At 54.8% G+C, this 21,848-nt stretch carries 26 protein-coding genes; 18 read left to right on the top strand and 8 right to left on the bottom strand.

The window, feature by feature from the left end; all coding sequences use genetic code 11:
- The first annotated feature begins 64 nt into the window (after positions 1-64).
- The 6 genes from ulaA to ACQG0S_RS02265 are packed head-to-tail and all read left to right on the top strand — an operon-like array spanning position 65 to position 4,472.
- On the top strand, positions 65-1,465 hold the full coding sequence (gene ulaA, locus ACQG0S_RS02240; RefSeq protein ID WP_023305301.1) for a PTS ascorbate transporter subunit IIC: 1,401 nt from the start codon (positions 65-67) through the stop codon (positions 1,463-1,465).
- 12 nt (positions 1,466-1,477) lie between these two features.
- A complete protein-coding gene (ulaB, locus tag ACQG0S_RS02245) occupies positions 1,478-1,783 on the top strand; it encodes a PTS ascorbate transporter subunit IIB (protein ID WP_003856022.1) in 306 nt (101 codons plus the stop codon).
- Between the two features lie 9 nt (positions 1,784-1,792).
- The gene (gene ulaC / locus ACQG0S_RS02250; protein WP_003856024.1) at positions 1,793-2,260 is read left to right on the top strand and encodes a PTS ascorbate transporter subunit IIA; all 468 of its coding nucleotides are present in this window, start codon (positions 1,793-1,795) and stop codon (positions 2,258-2,260) included.
- A 12-nt stretch (positions 2,261-2,272) separates the two neighbouring features.
- Positions 2,273-2,923, top strand: coding sequence for a 3-keto-L-gulonate-6-phosphate decarboxylase UlaD (gene ulaD, locus ACQG0S_RS02255; RefSeq protein ID WP_017694667.1), 651 nt, complete (start codon positions 2,273-2,275; stop codon positions 2,921-2,923).
- A 9-nt stretch (positions 2,924-2,932) separates the two neighbouring features.
- On the top strand, positions 2,933-3,793 hold the full coding sequence (locus ACQG0S_RS02260; protein WP_022646833.1) for an L-ribulose-5-phosphate 3-epimerase: 861 nt from the start codon (positions 2,933-2,935) through the stop codon (positions 3,791-3,793).
- Positions 3,786-4,472, top strand: a complete 687-nt coding sequence (locus tag ACQG0S_RS02265) for an L-ribulose-5-phosphate 4-epimerase (RefSeq protein WP_048966061.1) — start codon at positions 3,786-3,788, stop codon at positions 4,470-4,472. Before ACQG0S_RS02260 ends, ACQG0S_RS02265 begins: the two co-directional genes overlap by 8 nt.
- Before the next feature lie 133 nt (positions 4,473-4,605).
- On the opposite strand, the gene yjfY is transcribed toward ACQG0S_RS02265, so the two are convergent.
- Positions 4,606-4,881 carry a DUF1471 family protein YjfY gene (gene yjfY, locus ACQG0S_RS02270; RefSeq protein WP_023299144.1) on the bottom strand — a complete coding sequence of 92 codons (276 nt, stop codon included), beginning with the start codon at positions 4,879-4,881 and terminating at the stop codon, positions 4,606-4,608.
- A gap of 340 nt (positions 4,882-5,221) precedes the next feature.
- On the opposite strand from yjfY, the gene rpsF reads away from it, so the two are divergent.
- From rpsF to ACQG0S_RS02295, 5 genes are all read left to right on the top strand, one after another.
- Positions 5,222-5,617, top strand: coding sequence for a 30S ribosomal protein S6 (gene rpsF / locus ACQG0S_RS02275; protein ID WP_003856034.1), 396 nt, complete (start codon positions 5,222-5,224; stop codon positions 5,615-5,617).
- Positions 5,618-5,623: 6 nt separating this feature from the next.
- Entirely contained in the window at positions 5,624-5,938 is a 315-nt protein-coding gene (gene priB / locus ACQG0S_RS02280; protein ID WP_022646836.1) for a primosomal replication protein N, read from the top strand.
- Positions 5,939-5,942: 4 nt separating this feature from the next.
- Complete coding sequence (gene rpsR / locus ACQG0S_RS02285) at positions 5,943-6,170, top strand: 30S ribosomal protein S18 (protein WP_000135199.1); 228 nt, start codon at positions 5,943-5,945, stop codon at positions 6,168-6,170.
- 41 nt (positions 6,171-6,211) lie between these two features.
- On the top strand, positions 6,212-6,661 hold the full coding sequence (gene rplI, locus ACQG0S_RS02290; protein WP_006810372.1) for a 50S ribosomal protein L9: 450 nt from the start codon (positions 6,212-6,214) through the stop codon (positions 6,659-6,661).
- A 152-nt stretch (positions 6,662-6,813) separates the two neighbouring features.
- Positions 6,814-7,743 carry a DMT family transporter gene (locus ACQG0S_RS02295; RefSeq protein ID WP_038415152.1) on the top strand — a complete coding sequence of 310 codons (930 nt, stop codon included), beginning with the start codon at positions 6,814-6,816 and terminating at the stop codon, positions 7,741-7,743.
- Between the two features lie 46 nt (positions 7,744-7,789).
- Here ACQG0S_RS02295 and ACQG0S_RS02300 read toward each other — a convergent pair whose 3' ends face one another.
- A complete protein-coding gene (locus ACQG0S_RS02300) occupies positions 7,790-8,428 on the bottom strand; it encodes an OapA family protein (protein ID WP_045307816.1) in 639 nt (212 codons plus the stop codon).
- Between the two features lie 231 nt (positions 8,429-8,659).
- Here ACQG0S_RS02300 and fklB point away from each other — a divergent pair, with 231 nt between their 5' ends.
- Together fklB and cycA are read left to right on the top strand one after the other, a co-directional pair.
- Entirely contained in the window at positions 8,660-9,280 is a 621-nt protein-coding gene (gene fklB, locus ACQG0S_RS02305; RefSeq protein ID WP_008502892.1) for an FKBP-type peptidyl-prolyl cis-trans isomerase, read from the top strand.
- A gap of 314 nt (positions 9,281-9,594) precedes the next feature.
- Positions 9,595-11,004 carry a D-serine/D-alanine/glycine transporter gene (cycA, locus tag ACQG0S_RS02310; protein WP_022646840.1) on the top strand — a complete coding sequence of 470 codons (1,410 nt, stop codon included), beginning with the start codon at positions 9,595-9,597 and terminating at the stop codon, positions 11,002-11,004.
- Between the two features lie 86 nt (positions 11,005-11,090).
- On the opposite strand, the gene ytfE is transcribed toward cycA, so the two are convergent.
- On the bottom strand, positions 11,091-11,753 hold the full coding sequence (gene ytfE, locus ACQG0S_RS02315; RefSeq protein ID WP_023299148.1) for an iron-sulfur cluster repair protein YtfE: 663 nt from the start codon (positions 11,751-11,753) through the stop codon (positions 11,091-11,093).
- 245 nt (positions 11,754-11,998) lie between these two features.
- Between ytfE and ACQG0S_RS02320 the strand changes: the two genes are divergently transcribed.
- Entirely contained in the window at positions 11,999-13,645 is a 1,647-nt protein-coding gene (locus ACQG0S_RS02320) for a methyl-accepting chemotaxis protein (protein ID WP_045307817.1), read from the top strand.
- An 80-nt stretch (positions 13,646-13,725) separates the two neighbouring features.
- Here ACQG0S_RS02320 and ACQG0S_RS02325 read toward each other — a convergent pair whose 3' ends face one another.
- The 3 genes from ACQG0S_RS02325 to ACQG0S_RS02335 form a co-directional block, all read right to left on the bottom strand.
- Positions 13,726-14,691 (bottom strand): DMT family transporter, encoded by a 966-nt coding sequence (locus ACQG0S_RS02325; RefSeq protein WP_045307818.1) that lies wholly within the window; start codon positions 14,689-14,691, stop codon positions 13,726-13,728.
- A gap of 75 nt (positions 14,692-14,766) precedes the next feature.
- Complete coding sequence (locus ACQG0S_RS02330; RefSeq protein ID WP_023299151.1) at positions 14,767-15,591, bottom strand: AraC family transcriptional regulator; 825 nt, start codon at positions 15,589-15,591, stop codon at positions 14,767-14,769.
- A gap of 81 nt (positions 15,592-15,672) precedes the next feature.
- The gene (locus ACQG0S_RS02335) at positions 15,673-16,521 is read right to left on the bottom strand and encodes an SDR family oxidoreductase (RefSeq protein WP_022646845.1); all 849 of its coding nucleotides are present in this window, start codon (positions 16,519-16,521) and stop codon (positions 15,673-15,675) included.
- An 84-nt stretch (positions 16,522-16,605) separates the two neighbouring features.
- Here ACQG0S_RS02335 and ACQG0S_RS02340 point away from each other — a divergent pair, with 84 nt between their 5' ends.
- Positions 16,606-16,992: a winged helix-turn-helix transcriptional regulator gene (locus ACQG0S_RS02340; RefSeq protein WP_022646846.1), complete on the top strand. Its 387-nt coding sequence runs from the start codon at positions 16,606-16,608 to the stop codon at positions 16,990-16,992.
- A 93-nt stretch (positions 16,993-17,085) separates the two neighbouring features.
- Here ACQG0S_RS02340 and ACQG0S_RS02345 read toward each other — a convergent pair whose 3' ends face one another.
- On the bottom strand, positions 17,086-19,029 hold the full coding sequence (locus ACQG0S_RS02345; RefSeq protein WP_048966060.1) for a bifunctional 2',3'-cyclic-nucleotide 2'-phosphodiesterase/3'-nucleotidase: 1,944 nt from the start codon (positions 19,027-19,029) through the stop codon (positions 17,086-17,088).
- A 190-nt stretch (positions 19,030-19,219) separates the two neighbouring features.
- Here ACQG0S_RS02345 and cysQ point away from each other — a divergent pair, with 190 nt between their 5' ends.
- On the top strand, positions 19,220-19,960 hold the full coding sequence (gene cysQ, locus ACQG0S_RS02350) for a 3'(2'),5'-bisphosphate nucleotidase CysQ (RefSeq protein ID WP_022646848.1): 741 nt from the start codon (positions 19,220-19,222) through the stop codon (positions 19,958-19,960).
- Here cysQ and ACQG0S_RS02355 read toward each other — a convergent pair.
- Positions 19,954-20,511: a YtfJ family protein gene (locus tag ACQG0S_RS02355; RefSeq protein ID WP_017694658.1), complete on the bottom strand. Its 558-nt coding sequence runs from the start codon at positions 20,509-20,511 to the stop codon at positions 19,954-19,956. The genes cysQ and ACQG0S_RS02355 overlap by 7 nt on opposite strands.
- Positions 20,512-20,835: 324 nt before the next feature.
- Here ACQG0S_RS02355 and ACQG0S_RS02360 point away from each other — a divergent pair, with 324 nt between their 5' ends.
- Both ACQG0S_RS02360 and ACQG0S_RS02365 read left to right on the top strand, forming a co-directional pair.
- Complete coding sequence (locus tag ACQG0S_RS02360) at positions 20,836-21,042, top strand: DUF1107 domain-containing protein (RefSeq protein ID WP_003856054.1); 207 nt, start codon at positions 20,836-20,838, stop codon at positions 21,040-21,042.
- A gap of 335 nt (positions 21,043-21,377) precedes the next feature.
- Positions 21,378-21,785 (top strand): hypothetical protein, encoded by a 408-nt coding sequence (locus tag ACQG0S_RS02365; protein WP_048966059.1) that lies wholly within the window; start codon positions 21,378-21,380, stop codon positions 21,783-21,785.
- Positions 21,786-21,848: the final 63 nt, after the last annotated feature.

Consider the following 21,848-nt stretch of genomic DNA (forward strand, 5'->3'; position numbering starts at 1 on the left):
AATAGAGTGATGACACCAACCACACAGGGATTGCCCCTCGTGTTCTCATTTTCTGGAGAGAGTTATGGAGATCCTCTACAACGTCTTTACCGTTTTCTTTAATCAGGTAATGACCAACGCCCCGCTGTTGCTGGGTATCGTGACGTGCCTGGGGTACATCCTGCTGCGCAAAAGCGTCAGCGTGATTATCAAAGGCACCATCAAAACCATCATTGGTTTTATGCTGTTGCAGGCGGGGTCTGGCATTCTGACCAGCACGTTTAAGCCGGTTGTTGCCAAAATGTCAGAGGTATATGGCATTAACGGCGCCATCTCTGACACTTACGCGTCCATGATGGCCACCATCGATCGCATGGGGGATGCGTACAGCTGGGTTGGGTATGCGGTACTGCTCGCGCTGGCGCTGAACATCATTTACGTGCTCCTGCGCCGCATCACCGGTATTCGCACCATCATGCTCACCGGGCACATCATGTTCCAGCAGGCGGGGCTGATTGCCGTTTCTCTCTATATCTTCGGCTACCCAATGTGGACCACGGTCATCTGCACGGCAGTGCTGGTCTCGCTTTACTGGGGCATCACCTCCAACATGATGTATAAGCCAACGCAGGACGTTACTGACGGCTGCGGCTTCTCCATCGGTCACCAACAGCAGTTCGCCTCCTGGATTGCGTACAAAGTTGCACCGTACCTGGGTAAAAAAGAGGAGAGTGTTGAAGACCTCAAATTGCCTGGCTGGTTGAATATCTTCCACGACAACATCGTCTCCACGGCGATTGTGATGACCCTTTTCTTCGGTGCCATCCTGCTCTCCTTTGGCATTGACGTGGTGCAGGTGATGGCGGGTAAAACCCACTGGACGGTCTATATCCTGCAAACCGGTTTCTCCTTTGCCGTGGCCATTTTCATCATCACTCAGGGCGTGCGTATGTTCGTCGCCGAGCTGTCGGAAGCGTTCAACGGTATCTCTCAGCGCCTGATCCCTGGCGCGGTGCTGGCGATTGACTGTGCGGCTATCTATAGCTTTGCGCCAAACGCCGTCGTCTGGGGCTTTATGTGGGGCACCATCGGCCAGCTGATTGCGGTCGGCATCCTGGTGGGCTGTGGCTCCTCAATCCTGATTATTCCTGGCTTTATCCCGATGTTCTTCTCCAACGCCACTATCGGCGTGTTTGCTAACCACTTCGGCGGATGGCGCGCCGCGCTCAAGATCTGCCTGGTGATGGGCATGGTTGAAATCTTCGGGTGCGTGTGGGCGGTCAAGCTCACCGGCATGAGCGCCTGGATGGGCATGGCGGACTGGTCAATTCTGGCGCCGCCGATGATGCAGGGCTTTGCGTCCGTCGGGCTGGTCTTTATGGCCGTCATCATCCTGATTGCACTGACTTATATGTTCTTCGCTGGCCGTTCGCTGCGAGCTGAAGAAGATGCGGAAAAACAAACAGCAGAAGTTTCTGCTCACTAAGGAGTTTCGATTATGACCGTACGTATCCTGGCTGTGTGTGGCAATGGGCAAGGAAGCTCCATGATCATGAAAATGAAAGTGGACCAGTTTTTAACCCAGTCAAACATTGACCACACGGTGAACAGCTGCGCAGTGGGTGAATACAAAAGTGAACTGAACGGCGCGGACATCATCATCGCTTCAACGCACATTGCCGGCGAGATTAGCGTGTCGGGCAACAAATACGTGGTAGGCGTGCGCAACATGCTGTCGCCTGCGGATTTTGGGCCAAAACTGCTGGAAGTGATCAAAGAGCACTTCCCACAAGACGTGAAGTAAGGATGCCACATGAAACTACGTGATTCGCTGGCTGAGAATAACTCCATCCTTTTACAGGCCGAAGCCAGTACCTGGCAGGAAGCGGTGAAGCTGAGCGTGGACCTGCTGGTTAAGGCGGACGTTGTCGAGCCGCGTTATTACCAGGCCATCCTGGATGGCGTGGCGCAGCACGGCCCCTATTTTGTGATTGCCCCGGGGCTGGCAATGCCGCATGGCCGCCCGGAAGAGGGTGTCAAGAAAACCGGTTTTGCGCTGGTGACGCTGAAAACCCCGCTGGTGTTCAACCACGAAGATAACGACCCGGTCGACATTCTGATCACCATGGCAGCTGTCGATGCCAACACCCACCAGGAGGTGGGCATCATGCAGATCGTTAACCTGTTTGATGACGAAGCTAATTTTGACCGTTTACGTGCCTGCCGTACCGCGCAGGACGTGCTGGATTTAATTGATAACGCCACTGCGGCGGCCGTTTAAGAGGAATTGAAAATGTCATTACCAATGTTGCAGGTCGCGCTGGATAACCAGACGCTGTCTCACGCTTACGAAACCACCCGTCTGATTGCGGAAGAGGTGGACATCATCGAAGTCGGCACCATTCTGTGCGTGGGCGAAGGCGTTCGTGCGGTTCGTGACCTGAAGGCGCTCTATCCGCATAAAATCGTGCTGGCGGATGCCAAAATTGCCGATGCGGGCAAAATTCTCTCTCGCATGTGCTTTGAAGCCAACGCCGACTGGGTCACCGTGATCTGCTGTGCGGATATCAACACCGCGAAAGGCGCGCTGGACGTGGCGAAAGAGTTCAACGGCGACGTGCAGATTGAACTGACTGGTTTCTGGACCTGGGAGCAGGCGCAGGAGTGGCGCGAAGCGGGTATCCAGCAGGTGGTTTATCACCGTAGCCGTGATGCGCAGGCCGCAGGTGTGGCGTGGGGCGAAGCTGATATCAGCGCGATCAAACGTCTGGCCGATATGGGCTTCAAAGTGACCGTCACCGGTGGCCTGGCGCTGGAGGATCTGCCGCTGTTCCAGGGTATCCCGATTCACGTCTTTATTGCCGGTCGTAGCATTCGTGATGCTGCGTCTCCGGTGGAAGCGGCGCGTCAGTTCAAACGCTCAATCGCTCAGCTTTGGGGTTAAGGAGCGGGTATGTTGTCAAAACAGGTCCCGCTTGGCATCTATGAAAAGGCACTCCCTGCGGGGGAGTGCTGGCTGGAGCGGTTACAGCTGGCGAAGCAGCTGGGTTTCGATTTTGTCGAAATGTCGGTGGATGAGACGGACGAGCGTCTTTCTCGCCTGGACTGGCGCCGCGACCAGCGTCTGGCGCTGGTGAGCGCCATTGCCGAAACCGGCGTGCGCGTGCCATCCATGTGCCTGAGCGCTCACCGTCGTTTTCCGCTTGGCAGCGAAGATGATGCCGTACGCGCCGAAGGGCTGGAGATCATGCGTAAAGCCATTCGCTTTGCACAGGATGTTGGCATCCGCGTGATCCAACTGGCGGGTTACGATGTTTACTATCAGGAAGCCAACGATGAGACGCGCCGTCGTTTCCGTGACGGCCTGAAAGAGAGCGTTGAGATGGCAAGCCGTGCGCAGGTGACGCTGGCGATGGAGATCATGGATTATCCATTGATGAACTCCATCAGCAAGGCGCTGGGCTACGCGCACTATCTGAACAATCCGTGGTTCCAGCTTTATCCGGATATCGGCAACCTGTCGGCATGGGATAACGACGTACAGATGGAGCTTCAGGCGGGCATCGGGCATATCGTGGCGGTGCACGTAAAAGATACCCGTCCCGGCGTGTTTAAAAACGTACCGTTCGGCACCGGGGTGGTGGATTTCGAACGGTGCTTCCAGACGCTCAAACAGACAGGTTATTGCGGACCTTACCTGATTGAGATGTGGAGCGAAACCGCGGACGACCCGGCGGCAGAAGTGGCGAAAGCCCGGGACTGGGTGCGCGAGCGCATGGCGCGGGCAGGCTTACTGGAGGCGGAACATGCTTAAGCTGAAACAGCAGGTCTTTGAGGCCAATATGGATCTCCCGCGCTATGGACTGGTGACGTTTACCTGGGGCAACGTAAGCGCCATCGATCGCGATCAGGGGTTGGTGGTGATTAAGCCGAGCGGCGTGGCCTATGACGCCATGAAAGTGGACGATATGGTGGTGGTTGACCTGGAAGGACACGTTGTTGAAGGCAAATGGCGTCCTTCTTCAGATACGGCAACCCATCTGGCGCTGTACCAGCGTTACCCGTCCCTGGGTGGTGTTGTGCATACCCATTCCACGCACGCCACCGCCTGGGCACAGGCCGGGCTGGTGATCCCTGCTTTGGGTACGACGCACGCGGACTACTTCTTCGGCGATATTCCCTGCACGCGGGCGTTAACGCAGGCTGAGGTCGAAGGCGAGTACGAACTTAACACCGGCAGGGTCATTATCGAAACGCTGGGTGAGACGGAACCACTGCATACGCCGGGTATTGTGGTGTACCAGCATGGTCCATTCTCCTGGGGTAAAGATGCGCATGACGCCGTGCATAACGCGGTGGTGATGGAAGAGGTGGCTCGAATGGCGTGGATTGCGCGCGGCATTAACCCACAGCTTCAGGGCATTGATGATTATCTGATGAACAAGCATTTCATGCGTAAGCACGGCCCGAATGCTTATTACGGGCAGAAGTGAATAAGTGCTCTGGAATACCGAAACAGTTGTAACCGGTGGTATTCCGGAGCCATTCATAAAAAAAGCCCCCGGCAGGGGGCAATCATATATAGCTATGATTTTCGTTGGCTTTCCTGGTGCTGGAGATAAAGCGTTACTGGTAAATATCTGCACTGGCGCGCATATTGCCGTTGCTGCCGGGCTCACGTGTCAGTATGACGTGATAGTATTTTGCGCCCTGCGCATCGGTTTCTTCATTAAGCGCCTGATCTGCTTCACTTTCAGTGGCGAAGTTATGATTGATGTAAATAACGCCTAAGCTCTGCACATCATCCATGTTTCTGGCCTGTCGGCTGTCTATCTTGATGGCTGCCATCGCGTTTGCACTGAGCAAAAGCGCAGCCAAAATGGCGAATGCGATTCTTTTCATGATATGCGCTCCACGACTGCGTGCTGTGATATGGGGTAATGCTCTCCTTCTCTGCTTAAGGCTTCTGATTAAAGTGTAATCGCTACTCGGGTTGCGATGGGTGACCATTTCTGATGGTGTTGTTCAAAAAAACAGCGTTTCTGATAAGTGAGATTTTAAATCACCCACTTAGAACAGCTTTACCCTTTGTGCGAATTATTTGTGCAATCACCTTGTGTTTAGCGGGGCGCGCAAGTATTATGACGCGTCAATTTTTCAGCCGACCTTTAACACGTTCCTTGCCTCCCCGGGCCTCGGCTGACCCAGACAGGAGGCTGAATAATCCGTAAGGAGCAATTCGATGCGTCATTACGAAATCGTTTTTATGGTCCATCCTGACCAGAGCGAACAGGTTCCGGGTATGATCGAGCGTTACTCTGCTGCCATCACTGGTGCAGAAGGCACGATCCACCGTCTGGAAGACTGGGGCCGCCGTCAGCTGGCTTACCCAATCAACAAACTGCACAAAGCTCACTACGTTCTGATGAACGTTGAAGCGCCGCAGGAAGTGATTGATGAGCTGGAAACTACCTTCCGCTTCAACGATGCCGTTATCCGCAGCATGGTTATGCGTACCAAACACGCAGTGACCGAAGCATCTCCGATGGTTAAAGCGAAAGACGAGCGCCGTGAGCGTCGCGATGATTTCGCAAACGAAACCGCAGATGATTCTGATGCTGGGGATTCTGAAGAGTAATTTCTGATGACCAACCGTCTGGTGTTGTCCGGCACCGTGTGCAGGACCCCCCTTCGAAAGGTCAGCCCATCAGGAATTCCGCATTGCCAGTTCGTGCTTGAGCATCGTTCTGTGCAAGAGGAAGCCGGGTTTCACCGGCAGGCGTGGTGCCAAATGCCCGTTATCATTAGCGGACACGAAAACCAGGCCATTACTCACAGTTTAACGGTCGGTAGTGCAGTAATCGTTCAGGGGTTCATCTCTTGCCACAAGGCAAAGAACGGCCTGAGCAAAATGGTTCTGCATGCCGAGCAGATTGATTTGATAGATACTGGAGACTAGCCAAATGGCACGTTATTTCCGTCGTCGCAAGTTCTGCCGTTTCACCGCGGAAGGCGTTCAAGAGATCGACTATAAAGATATCGCAACGCTGAAAAACTACATCACCGAAAGCGGTAAGATTGTCCCAAGCCGTATCACCGGTACTCGTGCAAAATATCAGCGTCAGCTGGCTCGCGCTATCAAACGCGCTCGCTACCTGTCTCTGCTGCCGTACACTGATCGTCATCAGTAATCGGGCACGGTCCATTAATACGACTTTAAGAGGATAAGGTAATGCAAGTTATTCTGCTTGATAAAGTAGCAAACCTGGGCAGCCTGGGTGATCAGGTAAACGTTAAAGCGGGTTACGCTCGTAACTTCCTGGTACCACAGGGTAAAGCTGTTCCAGCTACTAAGAAAAACGTAGAGTTTTTCGAAGCACGTCGTGCTGAACTGGAAGCCAAACTGGCTGACGTTCTGGCGGCTGCTAACGCTCGCGCTGAAGCAATCAACGCACTGGGCACCGTTACCATCGCGTCTAAAGCTGGCGACGAAGGTAAACTGTTCGGTTCCATCGGTACCCGCGATATCGCTGATGCAGTCACTGCAGCAGGCGTTAAAGTGGCTAAGAGCGAAGTTCGCATGCCGAACGGCGTTCTGCGTACCACTGGTGAGCACGAAGTTGACTTCCAGGTTCACAGCGAAGTGTTCGCTAAACTGGTTGTTAACGTAGTAGCTGAGTAATTTTTTACTCTGCTCACGTCGAAGCGCCGGCCTTGTGCCGGCGTTTTGCTTTTTAGCGTGACCCTACGTCATGTTTTGCGATTGTAAGGTCGCTATTCCTGATGCATTCTCTGATAATAAATTGAAACGCAATTTTATTTATGAGATTTGTCATGGATACCGCTCTGCCCACGCCCGTCTTTGCCCGTCGAAATGTGGCCTATGCCTGCGCCACGCTCTGCTGTCTGCTTTGGGGAAGCTCATACCCGGCCATTAAAAGCGGCTACGAACTCTTCCAGATCGCGACCGATGATATTCCGTCCAAAGTCGTCTTTGCTGGATACCGTTTTCTGTTTGCCGGTGCGTTGCTGCTGCTCTTTGCCCTGGCCCAACGTAAACCGATTGGCAGGCTCACACCCACGCAGTTTGGTCAGCTCACGATCCTCGGGCTGACCCAGACCACCATCCAGTACACCTTCTTTTATATCGGCCTTGCTTACACCACCGGGGTGAACGGTTCGATCATGAATGCCACCGGGACCTTCTTCAGCGTGCTGCTGGCGCACTTTATCTACCACAACGACAAACTCAGCTATAACAAAACGCTGGGCTGTGTTCTGGGCTTTACCGGCGTGATGCTGGTGAACTTCCACGGCGGGTTAAGTGATTTCCAGTTTGTCTGGCAAGGTGACGGATTTGTGGTGCTGGCGGCCTTTATTCTCTCTGCGGCCACGCTTTACGGGAAACGCATTTCCCAGACCGTTGACCCGACGGTGATGACGGGATGGCAGCTGGCGATAGGCGGGGCGGCACTGGTTGTGGGAGGCTATGCCACGGGCGGGGCGCTGGAGGTGCATAGCATGAAGGCCGTCGCCGTGCTGGGGTATCTGACGCTGCTCTCATCCGTGGCGTTCGCCCTGTGGAGCGCGCTGCTGAAAGTGAACCGCGTGAGTATGATTGCCCCGTTCAACTTTGTCATACCTGTAGCAGGAACGGTGCTCTCCGCCATATTCCTCGGCGAAGACATTCTGGACATCAAATACGCGATTGCGCTGGTGCTGGTCTGCTCGGGGATCTGGTGGGTGAATAAACGTCGTGCCTGAGAACAAAAGTGCCGGGGGGCGGCTTCGCCTTACCCGGCCTGGGCTATTAACGTGCTCTGATAAAACTGCCGTCCGGCTGGCGGGTAAACAGTACCTGCTGCCCGTTTCCGGTATCGATCGTTAACCCGGTCACCACCCCACTGGCATTCTGGCGGATCTGCACCATCTGACCATTTTGCAGGTTGCTGAGCGGTTTGCCTGCCCCCTCGACTTGCGCCATGGCATACACATCCGTTGCCGGCAGATTGTGGTCGCGGAACAGCTGGGCAAGAGTTTTCCCAGGCTCTACGCGATACGAACGCCACTGCTGCTCAATGCCGGTGGGCTGTTGCGCCTGTGGCTCTGAAGGGGCGGCGGCCTGCTCCTGATCTTCCTGAACCGGTTCAGGTTCAACCGGCGCAACCTGGCCCGGATCGTTAGACGGTGTGACCAGCTGCGTCTGCATCGGCTGTGAATCAGGCTGCGGCTGGCTTTGCGACTGGATATCCAGCTCAGCATTCCGGCTGACCGGCGCGGTATCAACGTTGTCACTGCCGGAAGGAAGCAGGAAACCGATGACCATCAGCAACGCGCCGATGATAATGCCTCTGCGGTGCAAAGGCGGCAGCGGGTCCATGATGCGAAAGTTATCCGGCGCATGCCAGATTTTCGCCAGGGTAGGTTTCAGTTCAAATCGCCCGGGCATGGCTCTCCTCCTGCTCCGCGTCTTTTTATCCTGTCCTGAGAAGTGTAGTTTGCTAACTGCCTGATGGGCGTAACAAAGCCAGCTTTCGTGACATATATTAGGGAAAATCCTGACGGCTACTATTGTTTCCGTTTCGTCGCAGTTTGTCACCTTTACTTAAGACAAAGTTTTACCCATAAGGGCATGGCTGATATGCTGCCCGCTACTTTAAATGTGATGGAAGGAAAACCCATGACCACCCCGACTTTTGACACTATCGAAGCGCAGGCAAGCTACGGCATCGGCTTGCAGGTAGGACAGCAGCTGAGCGAATCCGGCCTGGAAGGTCTGTTACCGGAAGCGCTGGTGGCGGGTATCGCTGACGCGCTGGAAGGCAAGCAGCCCGCTGTGCCGGTTGACGTTGTGCACCGTGCGCTGCGTGAAATCCACGAACGTGCTGACGCCGTACGTCGCGCGCGTTTCGAAGAGATGGCGGCAGAAGGCGTGAAATATCTGGAAGAGAACCGTGAGCGTGAAGGCGTGAACAGCACCGAGTCCGGCTTGCAGTTCCGCGTAATCAATCAGGGTGATGGCGCAATCCCGGCGCGTACCGACCACGTTCGCGTACACTACACCGGTAAGCTGATCGACGGCACCGTGTTCGACAGCTCCGTCGCGCGTGGCGAACCGGCTGAATTCCCGGTCAACGGCGTGATTGCAGGCTGGATCGAAGCCCTGACCCTGATGCCAGTAGGTTCAAAATGGGAACTGACTATCCCGCACAACCTGGCATACGGCGAGCGTGGCGCTGGCGCGTCCATTCCGCCATTCAGCACCCTGGTGTTTGAAGTCGAACTGCTGGAAATCCTGTAATCGGTTTTTCTTATTTTCCTCTCTCCGATCGGGGAGAGGAAAATAGCGATAAAACCTGGAGTTACGACGGAATCAACATTTTGTATTGCAAACGAAACTGTTACGTGTATTTTTGTGAGCTGTTTCGCGCTGTATGAGTGATATGACACTCATTTTCAACATATTATTAACATAATATTCAAATCATAGTATTCATCCCGCCGATTCTTACCTACTATCGATAAGCCCTTACAAAGGGACCGTCATTTATTTGGCGTATTTAAAGGCCAGAAGAGCCTTAACAACACAGACAGGCATAAACAGGAAAATATCACATGGTAGATCAGGTCAAAGTCGCCGCCGCAGAAGAGGCGACGTCTGAACAGTCGCTACGGCGAAATCTCACGAACCGTCACATTCAGCTCATTGCCATTGGCGGCGCCATCGGCACAGGGCTATTTATGGGCTCGGGCAAAACTATCAGTCTTGCAGGCCCGTCGATCATCTTCGTTTATATGATCATCGGTTTTATGCTCTTTTTCGTGATGCGTGCAATGGGTGAATTGCTGCTCTCGAACCTCGAATACAAATCCTTCAGCGACTTCGCGTCAGACCTGCTTGGCCCGTGGGCGGGCTATTTTACCGGCTGGACCTACTGGTTCTGCTGGGTGGTTACCGGCATGGCGGATGTTGTCGCTATTACGGCCTACGCCCAATTCTGGTTCCCCGGCCTGTCGGACTGGGTCGCCTCGCTGGCGGTGATTGTCCTGCTGCTGAGCCTCAACCTCGCGACCGTTAAAATGTTCGGTGAGATGGAGTTCTGGTTCGCGATGATCAAAATCGTCGCCATCATCGCGCTGATTGTCGTCGGGCTGGTAATGGTGCTGACGCACTTCCAGTCGCCAACTGGCGTTCAGGCCTCGTTTGCCCATCTGTGGAATGATGGCGGCTGGTTCCCGAAAGGCATCAGCGGCTTCTTCGCCGGTTTCCAGATTGCGGTGTTCGCGTTTGTCGGGATTGAGCTGGTGGGAACCACGGCGGCGGAAACTAAAGATCCGGAGAAATCCCTGCCGCGCGCGATCAACTCCATTCCGCTGCGTATCATCATGTTCTACGTGTTCGCGCTGATCATCATTATGTCCGTGACGCCATGGAGCTCAGTAGTGCCAACCAAGAGCCCGTTCGTCGAGCTGTTCGTGCTGGTGGGGCTGCCTGCTGCCGCGAGCCTGATTAACTTCGTGGTGCTGACCTCTGCGGCCTCTTCCGCGAACAGCGGCGTCTTCTCCACCAGCCGTATGCTGTTTGGTCTGGCGCAGGAGGGGGTTGCCCCGAGCGCGTTCGCCAAACTCTCAAAACGCGCGGTACCGGCGAAAGGGTTGACCTTCTCCTGCATCTGTCTGCTGGGCGGTGTGGTGATGCTCTACGTTAACCCGAGCGTAATCGGCGCGTTCACGATGATCACCACGGTGTCGGCGATCCTGTTTATGTTCGTCTGGACCATCATCCTCTGCTCATACCTGGTGTACCGCAAACAGCGTCCACATCTGCATGAGAAGTCGATCTACAAGATGCCACTGGGCAAGCTGATGTGCTGGGTGTGCATGGCATTCTTCGTCTTCGTACTGGTGCTACTGACGCTGGAAGAAGATACCCGTCAGGCGCTGATCGTCACGCCGCTGTGGTTTATCGCGCTGGGGCTGGGCTGGCTGTTTATCGGTAAGAAACGGATGGCAGGCATGCGTTAAGCATGTTGCCGGGTGGCGCTGACGCTTACCCGGCCTACGTTCGAGGATGTTGTAGGCCCGGCAAGCGCTAGCGCCACCGGGCTTTTTTATTTACCCGATAATGCACGCGGGAACAGAACGTTATTCTCAAGACTGATGTGTTCCATCAGATCGTCGATCATCTCGTTGATGCCGTTGTACATGGCTTTCCAGGTGGTGCACGCCTCTGGCGGCGGTGTGACATTGTGGGTGGTGTGTTTGATCACTTCCAGCAGTTCGCCGGCGTCATCATGTTCGCTTTCCATCACGCTGATTGGCCCCATTGCCTGGCTGCCCATGCCCTGTTTGATCATCGGGAAGAGGATCTGCTCCTCTTTCATCATGTGGCTGGATAGTTCTTCGTGCAGCATGGTCAGGTATTTCGCCAGGCCGCGCGGTACGGAAGGTTTATCGGCGTGAACGCGCTCAACTTTGGTGGCCTGTAAAATCAGCTCCGGCAGCTGTTCGCGGTGACGGTCGTGGTAACGCACAATGATATGGTCGATGATTTCAGCCAGCGGCGCGGTGCGCCAGTCTTTGTCGACAGGCTGTTCTGCCAGCTTAGCCAGCTCCGCTTCGATAGCTTCTACATCCAGCTCTTTACGCGACGCTGCGCGCGCCAGCGTTTGCTTACCGCCGCAGCAGTAATCCATATCGTATTTACGGAACAGCGCTGAAGCGCGAGGGATGGAGAGCGCCAGCTCGCCTAAGGGTTGGTCGCGGAAGGCCATAGCAGTTACCTCATCATCAGGAATATAAGATGCATTTTAAATGCATCTTTATGTGGATACTATAACCCTTTAGAGGCAAGGGTAAAAATGAGAAGGGGATCACAAAAAAATCGTGCTTTTAACTTGCTGATTGAATGCAGAAAAGGGCTTTCGAAAGTTTTTAAAGGTGGAGAAACAGTAAACAACCTGCCGCGCGTGCCGATAGATACAGGTCAGACAATACCTGTATATAAAAAAGGCAACGCATGTTTAAACGTATAAAAGTCATTACTCTTTTGATTTCGGTGCTGCTTGTGCTCGGCATCATGCAACTGATCTCCGCTGGCATTTTCATTAATGCGCTCAATAACGACAAAGAGAACTTCACCGTTTCTCAGCTTTCCAGCCAGAACGTCGCGGAGTTTACCGACGCCTGGATCAGCCTGAATCAGGCGCGTGTTACCCTTAACCGCGGCATGCTGCGTCTGCAAAGCAGCATGGCGTCGCAGATTAACGGCGGGCAGCTGAACGAGCTGGTCAATACCGCGAAAAACCTGCTGGCTGATGCCCAGACACATTACGATAAATATTACGCGCTGCCGGAAACGCCGGGTATGGACGAGCACCTGGCCGACAGGCTGGAAGAGCACTACCGCATCTACTCCGCCACGCTGACGCAAATGAACATTCTGCTGGGGCAGGGCAATCTGGAAGATATGTTCAAACAAAATGCCGAACAGAAGCAGACCGCGATGCAAAAGGTCTATCGCGAATGGCGCGAGGCGCAGGCCGCGCTCACCGACAAAGGCATCAAAGACAATGAAAGCGACTACAAACGCATTCTGTGGATCCTCTCTGCGGTGATGCTGCTGGTGATCGCGGTGATTATTTCCAGCTGGATTGCGATGCGCCGCGTGCTGCTGCTGCCGCTGGAAGAGGTGATCAGCCATATCCGCGCCATTGCGGCAGGGGATTTAACCCAGCCGATTCAGGCTGAGGGTAAAAATGAAATGGCGATCCTGGCGCGCAACGTTCAGGAGATGCAGACTGCGCTGGCCAACACGGTGGGCGTAGTGCGTGAAGGCGCAGATACCATCTACACCGGCGCGGGTGAAATCTCGGCGGGCAGCAACGATCTCTCGTCTCGCACCGAGCAGCAGGCCGCTTCTCTGGAAGAGACGGCAGCCAGCATGGAACAGTTAACCGCCACCGTGAAGCAAAACGCCGATAACGCGCGTCAGGCGTCGCGTCTGGCGCTGGACGCCTCCTCCACCGCGAAGAAGGGCGGAAATGTGGTAGAAGGCGTGGTGCGCACCATGGACGAAATCGCCACCAGTTCCAGCAAAATTGCGCAAATTACCAACGTAATCGATGGCATTGCTTTCCAGACCAATATTCTGGCGCTGAACGCGGCGGTAGAAGCGGCGCGTGCGGGCGAGCAGGGGCGTGGCTTCGCGGTTGTCGCGGGTGAGGTGCGTACCCTTGCCCAGCGCAGCGCTCAGGCGGCGAAAGAGATCAAAGCCCTGATCGATGATTCCGGCGAGCGCGTTAACGCGGGCTCTCAGCTGGTAAATGAAGCGGGCGCGACGATGGCAGAGATCGTCAATGCAGTTACGCGCGTGACTGACATCATGGGTGAGATTGCGTCGGCCTCCGACGAACAGAGCCGCGGTATCGACCAGGTGGGCCAGGCGGTGGCGGAGATGGATCGCGTTACCCAGCAGAACGCCTCGCTGGTGGAGGAGTCTGCGGCGGCGGCGGCGGCGCTGGAAGATCAGGCCGCGCGCCTGAACGACGCGGTGGCGGTGTTTAAGATCACCCGTAACCAGGCGGTGAAAGCCGCGCCGGTAAAGACCTATGCACCTAAAGCGCAGCCCGTAGCGGCGTCTGAAGCGAACTGGGAAACGTTCTGATACTGTGCCGGGTGGCGCTGACGCTTACCCGGCCTACGGTTTTGTAGGCCCTGCAAGCTAAGCGCCGCTGGTCGAAAAGCTCACCCCTCCGACGCCGGAACGACCATCGGTTTTTCCGGCTTCGCTCTCACCGCAATCACCACCCCAACGACCAGCAGCGCGATCCCGCAGGCCGTTAGCAGCGGCGGCACGCTCTGGCGCATCAGGAAGGTATAGAGCAGCCCGGCCAGCGTTTCAAAGACAATCAGCGGCCCCAGTATCACCGTCGGCAGCTTCTGGCTGGCAATGTTCCAGCACAGCGCGCCAACCCACGAACAGAGCACGGCAATGGCGACCATTAACCCGACGAATACCCACGGGCGCGGTCCGAAGGGCAGGGCGAAATCCGGATGCTGGCTACCTAGCCAGATACATGCACCCACATAGCCCAGCAACGAGACAGGAAGCGTGACCAGCGCCTGCGCCGTCGCCCACATCATCGGATGCTTATCCGGGTTTTCCCGCAGCCAGCGTGCGTTGCGCAGGGCATACCAGGCCCAGCAGACAACTGAAATAACCGCCAGAAAGATCCCAGAACCGTAACGCCACAAGCTGAAGTTTTCGAGGCCGTGGCGTAGCTCGGCAATATTCACGCACACCAGCCCCACGGCGATGCATACCAGCGCAGGCACCATTTTTGACCACGCCAGTTTCCCGTCTCGCTGGCTATAAAGCAGGTTTGCGAAAACCGGAATGACCACCGGCAGCGTGCCGATAATCATGGTCGACACCGGCGCACCGGTACGCTGAATGGCGCTCGCCAGGCAGACGTAGTAGATAAGATTACCCATCATGGTCAGCCACAGCGCGGTGAGCCAGTCCTGGCAACTCAGCTGGCGCAGACGCGCACGCCCCAGCAAGGCCAGCGGCACGGCAATAAGCCCCAGCGCCAGATAGCGTCCGGTCGACTGCAATATTGCCGGGTACTCAGGCACAATCAGCGGGCCGACGAAAATCAGCCCCCACATCAACCCTGCAAGCAGGGCATACAACACGCCGCTAATCATCTTTTCGTCCACAGTAATACATGTTGTAGCCAGTGTAGGAGGCACAGATGCACGCGTATTGTATGAGGTTGCGCATTAGCGCGGCGAAACCTGCTTCTGGTAACGCACGGGCGTAATGCCGTAGCGGCGGGTAAAGGCGCGGGTCAGGTGAGACTGATCGGTCAGCCCCGTTGCGGCGGCCACCTCGGCGGCAGGCATGCCGTGGGTGAGGAATGCTTTGGCGCGCCACAGCCGGATGGCCATCAGCATCTGGTGTGGGGTGACGTGAAAATGGGCCTTAAACTGGCGCTGGAAATGGTACGGGCTGAGCGACACGACGCTCGCCAGTTCGTCCAGGGTGAGCGCGCGCATATAGTTGTCGTGCAGATAGTCGCGAACGCGCTCGAAGCGGTGCGCGCCCTCCCGGGCTACCGGCGCGTGACGGGCCAGCGGCTGGAACGTCTCAATCAGATCCAGCAGCAACCCTTTTTGTGCCAGCGCATCGTTCGTATGCCAAAGGCCGTAAATCAGCTGGCCAATTTGCTGCGAGCGCAGCGGGTCGTGGCGGGTCACGTCGCTAAACCACCAGTGGCGAAGGCCGGTGACTTCTTCCAGCAGGTCGGGTTCGATATAGACCATCCGGTAGCGCCAGCCGCCTTCGGTGGCGGATTCGCCCGTGTGGATCTCGTCCGGGTTCATGGTCACGACCGATTTTTCAGCGGCTAAGTGTTGGGTACCGCGATAGCGGAAGCGTTCGGCGCCGGTTTCAATGGTGCCGATACCGAAGGCTTCATGCGTGTGAGGCTCAAAGGCGTAGTCAGCAATATGCGCGTGATATAGCTCCAGACCCGGCAACTGCGCCAGATGGCGAAAGCGCGCGCTGTCTCTCTCATCAGTAAACTGTTCCGGTACGCCTTGCACGGTGAGCCTCCTTGTGGGTCATCGCTTCATTATCCGAGATGACCCGAAGGGATGCCACAAAAAATAACCAATTCTTAACAATTACAGAATGGCTTTGATGCTCTCCGCCAGCGGCGTGGTCGGACGGCCAATCAGTTTGCTCAGGGTACGGCTGTCGTCAAACAGGCCGCCTTTGGACGCACCGGTATCGGAATCCGCCAGCATCTCCGCCAGCCCGGCAGGCAGACCAACGCCTTTCAGTGCAGCGGCATAATCGGCTTCGCTGAGGTTCTGATACGTTACCGGCTTACCGCTCTGCTTGCTCAGCTCCGCAGCCAGTTCGCTCAGCGTCCAGGCATTGTCACCTGCCAGTTCATACACCTTGCCGGCGTGACCCTCTTCAGAAATCACTTTTGCCGCAGCCGCCGCGTAATCCGCACGGGTCGCAGAGGCAATTTTGCCTTCGCCTGCGGCACCTATAAATACGCCGTGTTCCAGCGCTGGCGGCGCGCTTGCCAGGTAGTTTTCGGTGTACCAGCCGTTGCGCAGCAGGGCGTAAGGCACGCCTGAAGCCGCCAGTGCATTTTCGGTTTCGACGTGCTCAACGTGCAGACCCAGCGGGGAGGTATCCGCATGCAGCAGGCTGGTGTAGGCGATAAGTTTCACCCCGGCGGCTTTGGCGGCGTTAATCACGTTCTGATGCTGTGCGGCGCGCTGGCCCACTTCGCTGGAGGAGATAAGCAGCAGCTTATCCACGCCGTTCAGGGCGGTGGTGAACGCGGCCTGGTCGGTATAGTCCGCCTGACGTACCACAATTCCCCGCTGGCTTAAGGCGTCGGCTTTTGCCGGGTTACGCACAATAGCCACGATCTGGCTGGCCGGAACGGTTTTCAGCAGTTCTTCAATAACGTGTTGGCCAAGCTGGCCGGTTGCGCCGGTAATCGCGATCATGATGAATCTCCTTCGTGTTTGTCTGGTGTTGTGGCACACTATCACCATAACTAACTTTTAGTAAGTACGCACAAAAAGGTAAGTATGAAAACACCGATACCGACGCTCAGCGAGCAAATGCGCGATGGCAATCTCTTCGCAGAACAGTGCCCGTCACGGGAAGTGCTCAAACATGTTACCAGCCGCTGGGGCGTGCTGATCCTGGTGGCGTTACGTCAGGGGACGCATCGTTTTAGCGATCTGCGCCGCAAGCTGGGCGGTGTGAGCGAGAAGATGCTGGCCCAATCGCTTCAGGCGCTGGAGCAGGACGGGTTTGTCGATCGCGTTTCTTATCCGGTTGTGCCGCCGCACGTGGAATATAGCCTGACGCCGATGGGGCTGGAGGTGAGCGAGAAGGTGGCCGCGCTGGCTGACTGGATTGAGGTGAATACGCCGAAGGTGATGGCGAATCGGGACGATCGTGCGGCATGAAATGCCGGGTGGCGGCTTCGCCTTACCCGGCCTACCCGCAATCCTCGATCCCGTAGGCCGGGTAAGCGCAAGCGCCACCCGGCACAATCATCGCTACCTGCTCAAATCCACCTGATAAATCGCGAACCCAATATCATCCGTCGCGACCTGTTTCATCGGATACTGTGCCTTATCCTTGATAAACGCGGCTGCTTTATCGGACGGTGATGTCTCAAAGCGAATATCCAGCGTCGTGTCGCTGTGGATCGGTGCCAGACGCCAGTTGTTATCCACCGCCGGATGAATTTCACCCGCTTTTTTCGACTCCGCGCTAATCCACGCCGCCAGCACCGAACGGTTCTCATCCGGTGAGGCAAAGGCGATGTGGCTGTCACCCGTACCGGCAAACTTACCGCCATAGGCGCGGTAGTTGTTGGTCACCACCAGGAAAGTGGCATTCGGATCAATCGCTTTGCCGTTGAAGGTCAGGTGTTTGATGCGTTCTGCCTGCGGATTAATGGCCTGACATTCGCCGTCATATTTCGCGGGCTGGGTTACATCAATCTGATATTCCACGCCGTCGATCACGTCGAAGTTGTAGGTGCGGAAACCGTCCCAGTTTATCAGCGACTGCGGTTTGCTGCTGTGCGGATCGATCTGGTTGAACTGTCCGGCAGAGCACTCCAGCCACTCCTTCACTTCTTTCCCGGTGGCTTTCACCACCACGAGGGTGTTGGGATAGAGGTAGAGATCGGCGGCATTACGGAAGGTCAGCTGGCCTTTTTCCACCTCAACGTAGCTGGCCGGATCGTTCTTACGCCCGCCCACTTTGAATGGCGCCGCGGCAGACAGAACCGGCAGATTGGCCAGATCCGGATCGCCCTGAATATAGTGCTCGGCATAGGCTTTCTGCGCCATGTTGACTACCTGCACGGTCGGGTCATCCTGTACCAGCGCGAGGAAGCTGTACATGTTATCAGCCGATTTACCGATCGGCTTGCTGACAAATTCACGCGTTGCGTCGTGGTCATGCTTCAGGACGTCGACCAGCTTTTTATCTTCTTCGGCCAGGGATTTTTTTGCCGCGGCATCATAAATCGGACGCGCTTCCGCTTTCGACTGCGTGACTTTCCAGCTCCCGCTGTCGTTATTCAGCACCAGATCTACCACGCCAAGGTGGTCGCCCCACATGCCCGGCATCACCGATGGCACACCGTTGAGCGTCCCTTTTTCGATGTCCACGCCTTTGATACTGGCGAAATCTTTGCCCGGGAAGACGGCGTGGGCGTGACCAAACAGGATCGCATCCACGCCCGGTACCTGGCTGAGGTAATACACGGAGTTCTCAGCCATCGCCTGATACGGGTCGGCCGAGAGGCCAGAGTGGGCCACAACGACCACCACATCTGCGCCTTTCACCCGCATCTCCGGCACGTATTTGCGCGCCGTTTCGGTAATGTCGTTGACGGTTACTTTCCCGTCGAGGTTGGCTTTATCCCACGTCATGATCTGCGGCGGCACAAAGCCGATATAGCCGATTTTCAGCGTCTGTTTTTTACCGTCCTGGTCGACAACCTCGGTCTCTTTAATCAGGTAAGGGGTAAAGAGGGGCTTTTTCGTCTTAACGTCGATGATATTGGCATTAACGTACGGGAATTTTGCCCCTGCCAGCGCATCGTGCAGGTATTTCAGGCCGTAGTTAAATTCGTGGTTGCCCAGGTTGCCGACGGCATAGTCCAGCGTATTCATTGCCCTATAAACAGGATGGATCTCGCCTTTCTTCAGCCCCTTCGCCGCCATGTAGTCGCTGAGCGGGCTGCCCTGAATTAAGTCCCCGTTATCGACCAGCACGCTGTTTTTCACTTCACCGCGGGCGGCGTTGATCAAACTTGCCGTACGTACCAGTCCGAATTTTTCGACAGGCGTATCTTTGTAGTAATCGAAGTCCATCATGTTGCCGTGCAGATCGGTGGTTTCCAGAATGCGGAGATCCACCGTCGCTGCCTGAACGCTTGCCGCAATCAGCGTTGCCAGGAGCGTTGCGCTAAACTTAATCATCTGAGGAGTCCTTTTTTCGATCCAAGCCACAAAAGAGTATGTATGTAGTATTTGTTGCTTACAGAAGTGTGAATGCTGCCAGAAAAAAGAACGCTGAAACCAGAATTGCTTCACAGATAGCGGAATTGTTCACATTACGATATAACTAAAACAATAAGTTATGCCCACTGCGTTAACGAAGAGGTGGAGAATGTTAGATCAAATTTGTCAGCTCGCACGGGATGCGGGTGATGCCATTATGCAGGTGTACGACGGTGCGAAACCGATGGATGTTGTCAGCAAAGCGGACGACTCCCCGGTGACAGCGGCGGATATCGCGGCGCATACGGTGATCCTGAAAGGTTTGCAGACCCTGACGCCGGATATTCCGGTCCTTTCTGAAGAAGCGCCCCAGGGCTGGGACGAACGTCAGCACTGGCAGCGTTACTGGCTGGTGGACCCGCTGGACGGCACGAAAGAGTTCATCAAGCGTAACGGTGAATTTACCGTGAATATCGCCCTGATTGAAAAAGGAAAGGCGGTGCTTGGCGTGGTTTATGCCCCGGTGATGAAGGTGATGTACAGCGCGGCGGAAGGTAAAGCCTGGAAGGAAGAGTGCGGCGTGCGTAAGCAGATCCAGGTGCGAGATGCCCGTCCTCCGCTGGTGGTGATCAGCCGCTCGCACAGCGACAGCGAGCTGGAGGAGTACCTGCAACAGCTGGGGGAACACCAGACGACGTCGATTGGCTCGTCGCTGAAGTTCTGTCTGGTGGCGGAAGGGCAGGCGCAGTTGTACCCCCGTTTCGGGCCGACGAACGTCTGGGATACGGCGGCAGGGCATGCGGTGGCTGCGGCCGCAGGCGCGCATGTGCATGACTGGCAGGGTAAGCCACTGGACTACACCCCGCGCGAGTCATTCCTCAATCCTGGCTTCAGGGTGTCACTTTACTGAGTCAGCAGCTTATGCAGCAGGGCAACCACCTGCTGCACCTCATCCTGCGTCAGCGCGCCGTCCTTAACCCACTGTACGCGACCGTTTTTGTCCAGCACAACAATCGCTGAACTCTCTTCTTCCAGCTGCCACGCCTTACGCGTCACGCCGTTGCTGTCGACAATAAACTGCGACCAGGGATAGAGCTTCTTATTGCTCTCAAGGCTTGAGCGCACAAACATCCCGGAGCCGGGAATCGCGTCGTCGGTATTCACGATGGTGGTGGTCTGGTAGCGATCGTGCGGGAGTTTTGCGGCCTTGATCGCTTCCACGAGGGTGGCGTTTTTCTCTTTAGCGGATGTACGTCCGGCAATATGCTGTACAACTCTCACTTTGCCCGCAAGCTGCGCGCTATTCCAGGTTTTGTAGCTAAACTTATCATTGTCGAGAATCAATTCTCCCCGGTCAGCAATGCCGACCGGCGGGACACGTTGTCCTTTTTCAATGTTGTGCGCGGAAGCCATCAGCGGCAGCAACAGGCAAGCTGCTGCCAGGAGGTTACGTAGGGTCATGGTGTTTCCTTATTGTGAGCAGGTGATCCGACCACTTGGTCATGCGCTTTTAATCATAAGTGCGATCAATGGGCTTTTCCCGCAATCCCGATGCCAGTTTGCGGGCGAACGCACATATCCACGCAAAAACGACGGCATATACTGCTCTGTATCACGCTTTGCAAAGATTATTCTGAATAATTGTAATCAAACGGTAAATAAACTTATGCACACTGGGTAAGTACGAGGTTCTGGTCTATAGTCATTGGGCATCAAAATTTGCGCTCAGGACAGTCGGGCCGATTGTGGCACCGCAAGGGCGTATGATTCGCAGGAGATACAAGAATGAAAATTTTCCAACGCTACAACCCGCTTCAGGTGGCGAAGTACGTGAAGATCCTGTTCCGTGGACGGTTGTATATCAAGGATGTTGGCGCTTTTGAGTTCGATAAGGGCAAAATCCTTATCCCGAAAGTGAAGGACAAACAGCACTTGTCTGTGATGTCCGAAGTCAACCGTCAGGTTATGCGTCTGCAAACTGAGATGGCTTAACCAACGTGCTATGCAGTAGTAGTTAAAAAGACGGCTCCCAATGGGAGCCGTTGATGTTTGTAGGGCCAGTCCAGAGACATACCCTGAAGCAGATAGTTTTAACATGGCGTTATTTGTATTAACGTGCATAACCATGAATTGATGAAGTTTTTCTTAAAATCTTTTTCAGTGCTAAAAATTGATATAAAACATTAAAAACTTGGATCACTATTGGTCTTATTATCCATGGCATAAACAATACCCCTATGCTTTTTATAAGCGAGTTGTAAAGAGGTCAGCTTTAACTGTTGGCTGAGAAGGGAAGCCGTTACGCATGGAAAATAAATGGAATAATTATGCATCGAGATCTGGTTTTTAAAAATAAGAATATATTTGTGTTATTTATGTTAGCTACCATAGGATATGGGATTTGGCGCATGCTTGGTGACTTTTTTTACCTTGAGCAGACTATAATTTATCGGCATGCCGTAGCTGATAAGTCTATGTTGTATATCACGGAAAGCAACGCGGGTGCGACGACTTCTTTCGTATATAAATATTATCTTTACACGGCACAAAAGACCGATGAGGTTTTTTTAGAAGACATTAAAAATGGTTATGAACCTTTCCTTGTCACCACCGATCCTGGCGTGAAAGTTAGCATTGAAGACAGAACGATTTTTCTTAAAGTAAGCGGGGATATTTTTAAATTTAATAATATCGCAGGCTCTGCCTTTATTTATCTCAATTCGTCCCCCTTCTAAGGACTTAAAAATTATTTAAATTACATAAACGGCAGCTTCCGTTTTAAAACAAAAAGGGCAGCT

The sequence above is a fragment of the Enterobacter cloacae complex sp. 418I7 genome (assembly GCF_050030705.1).
Taxonomy (GTDB): domain Bacteria; phylum Pseudomonadota; class Gammaproteobacteria; order Enterobacterales; family Enterobacteriaceae; genus Enterobacter; species Enterobacter intestinihominis.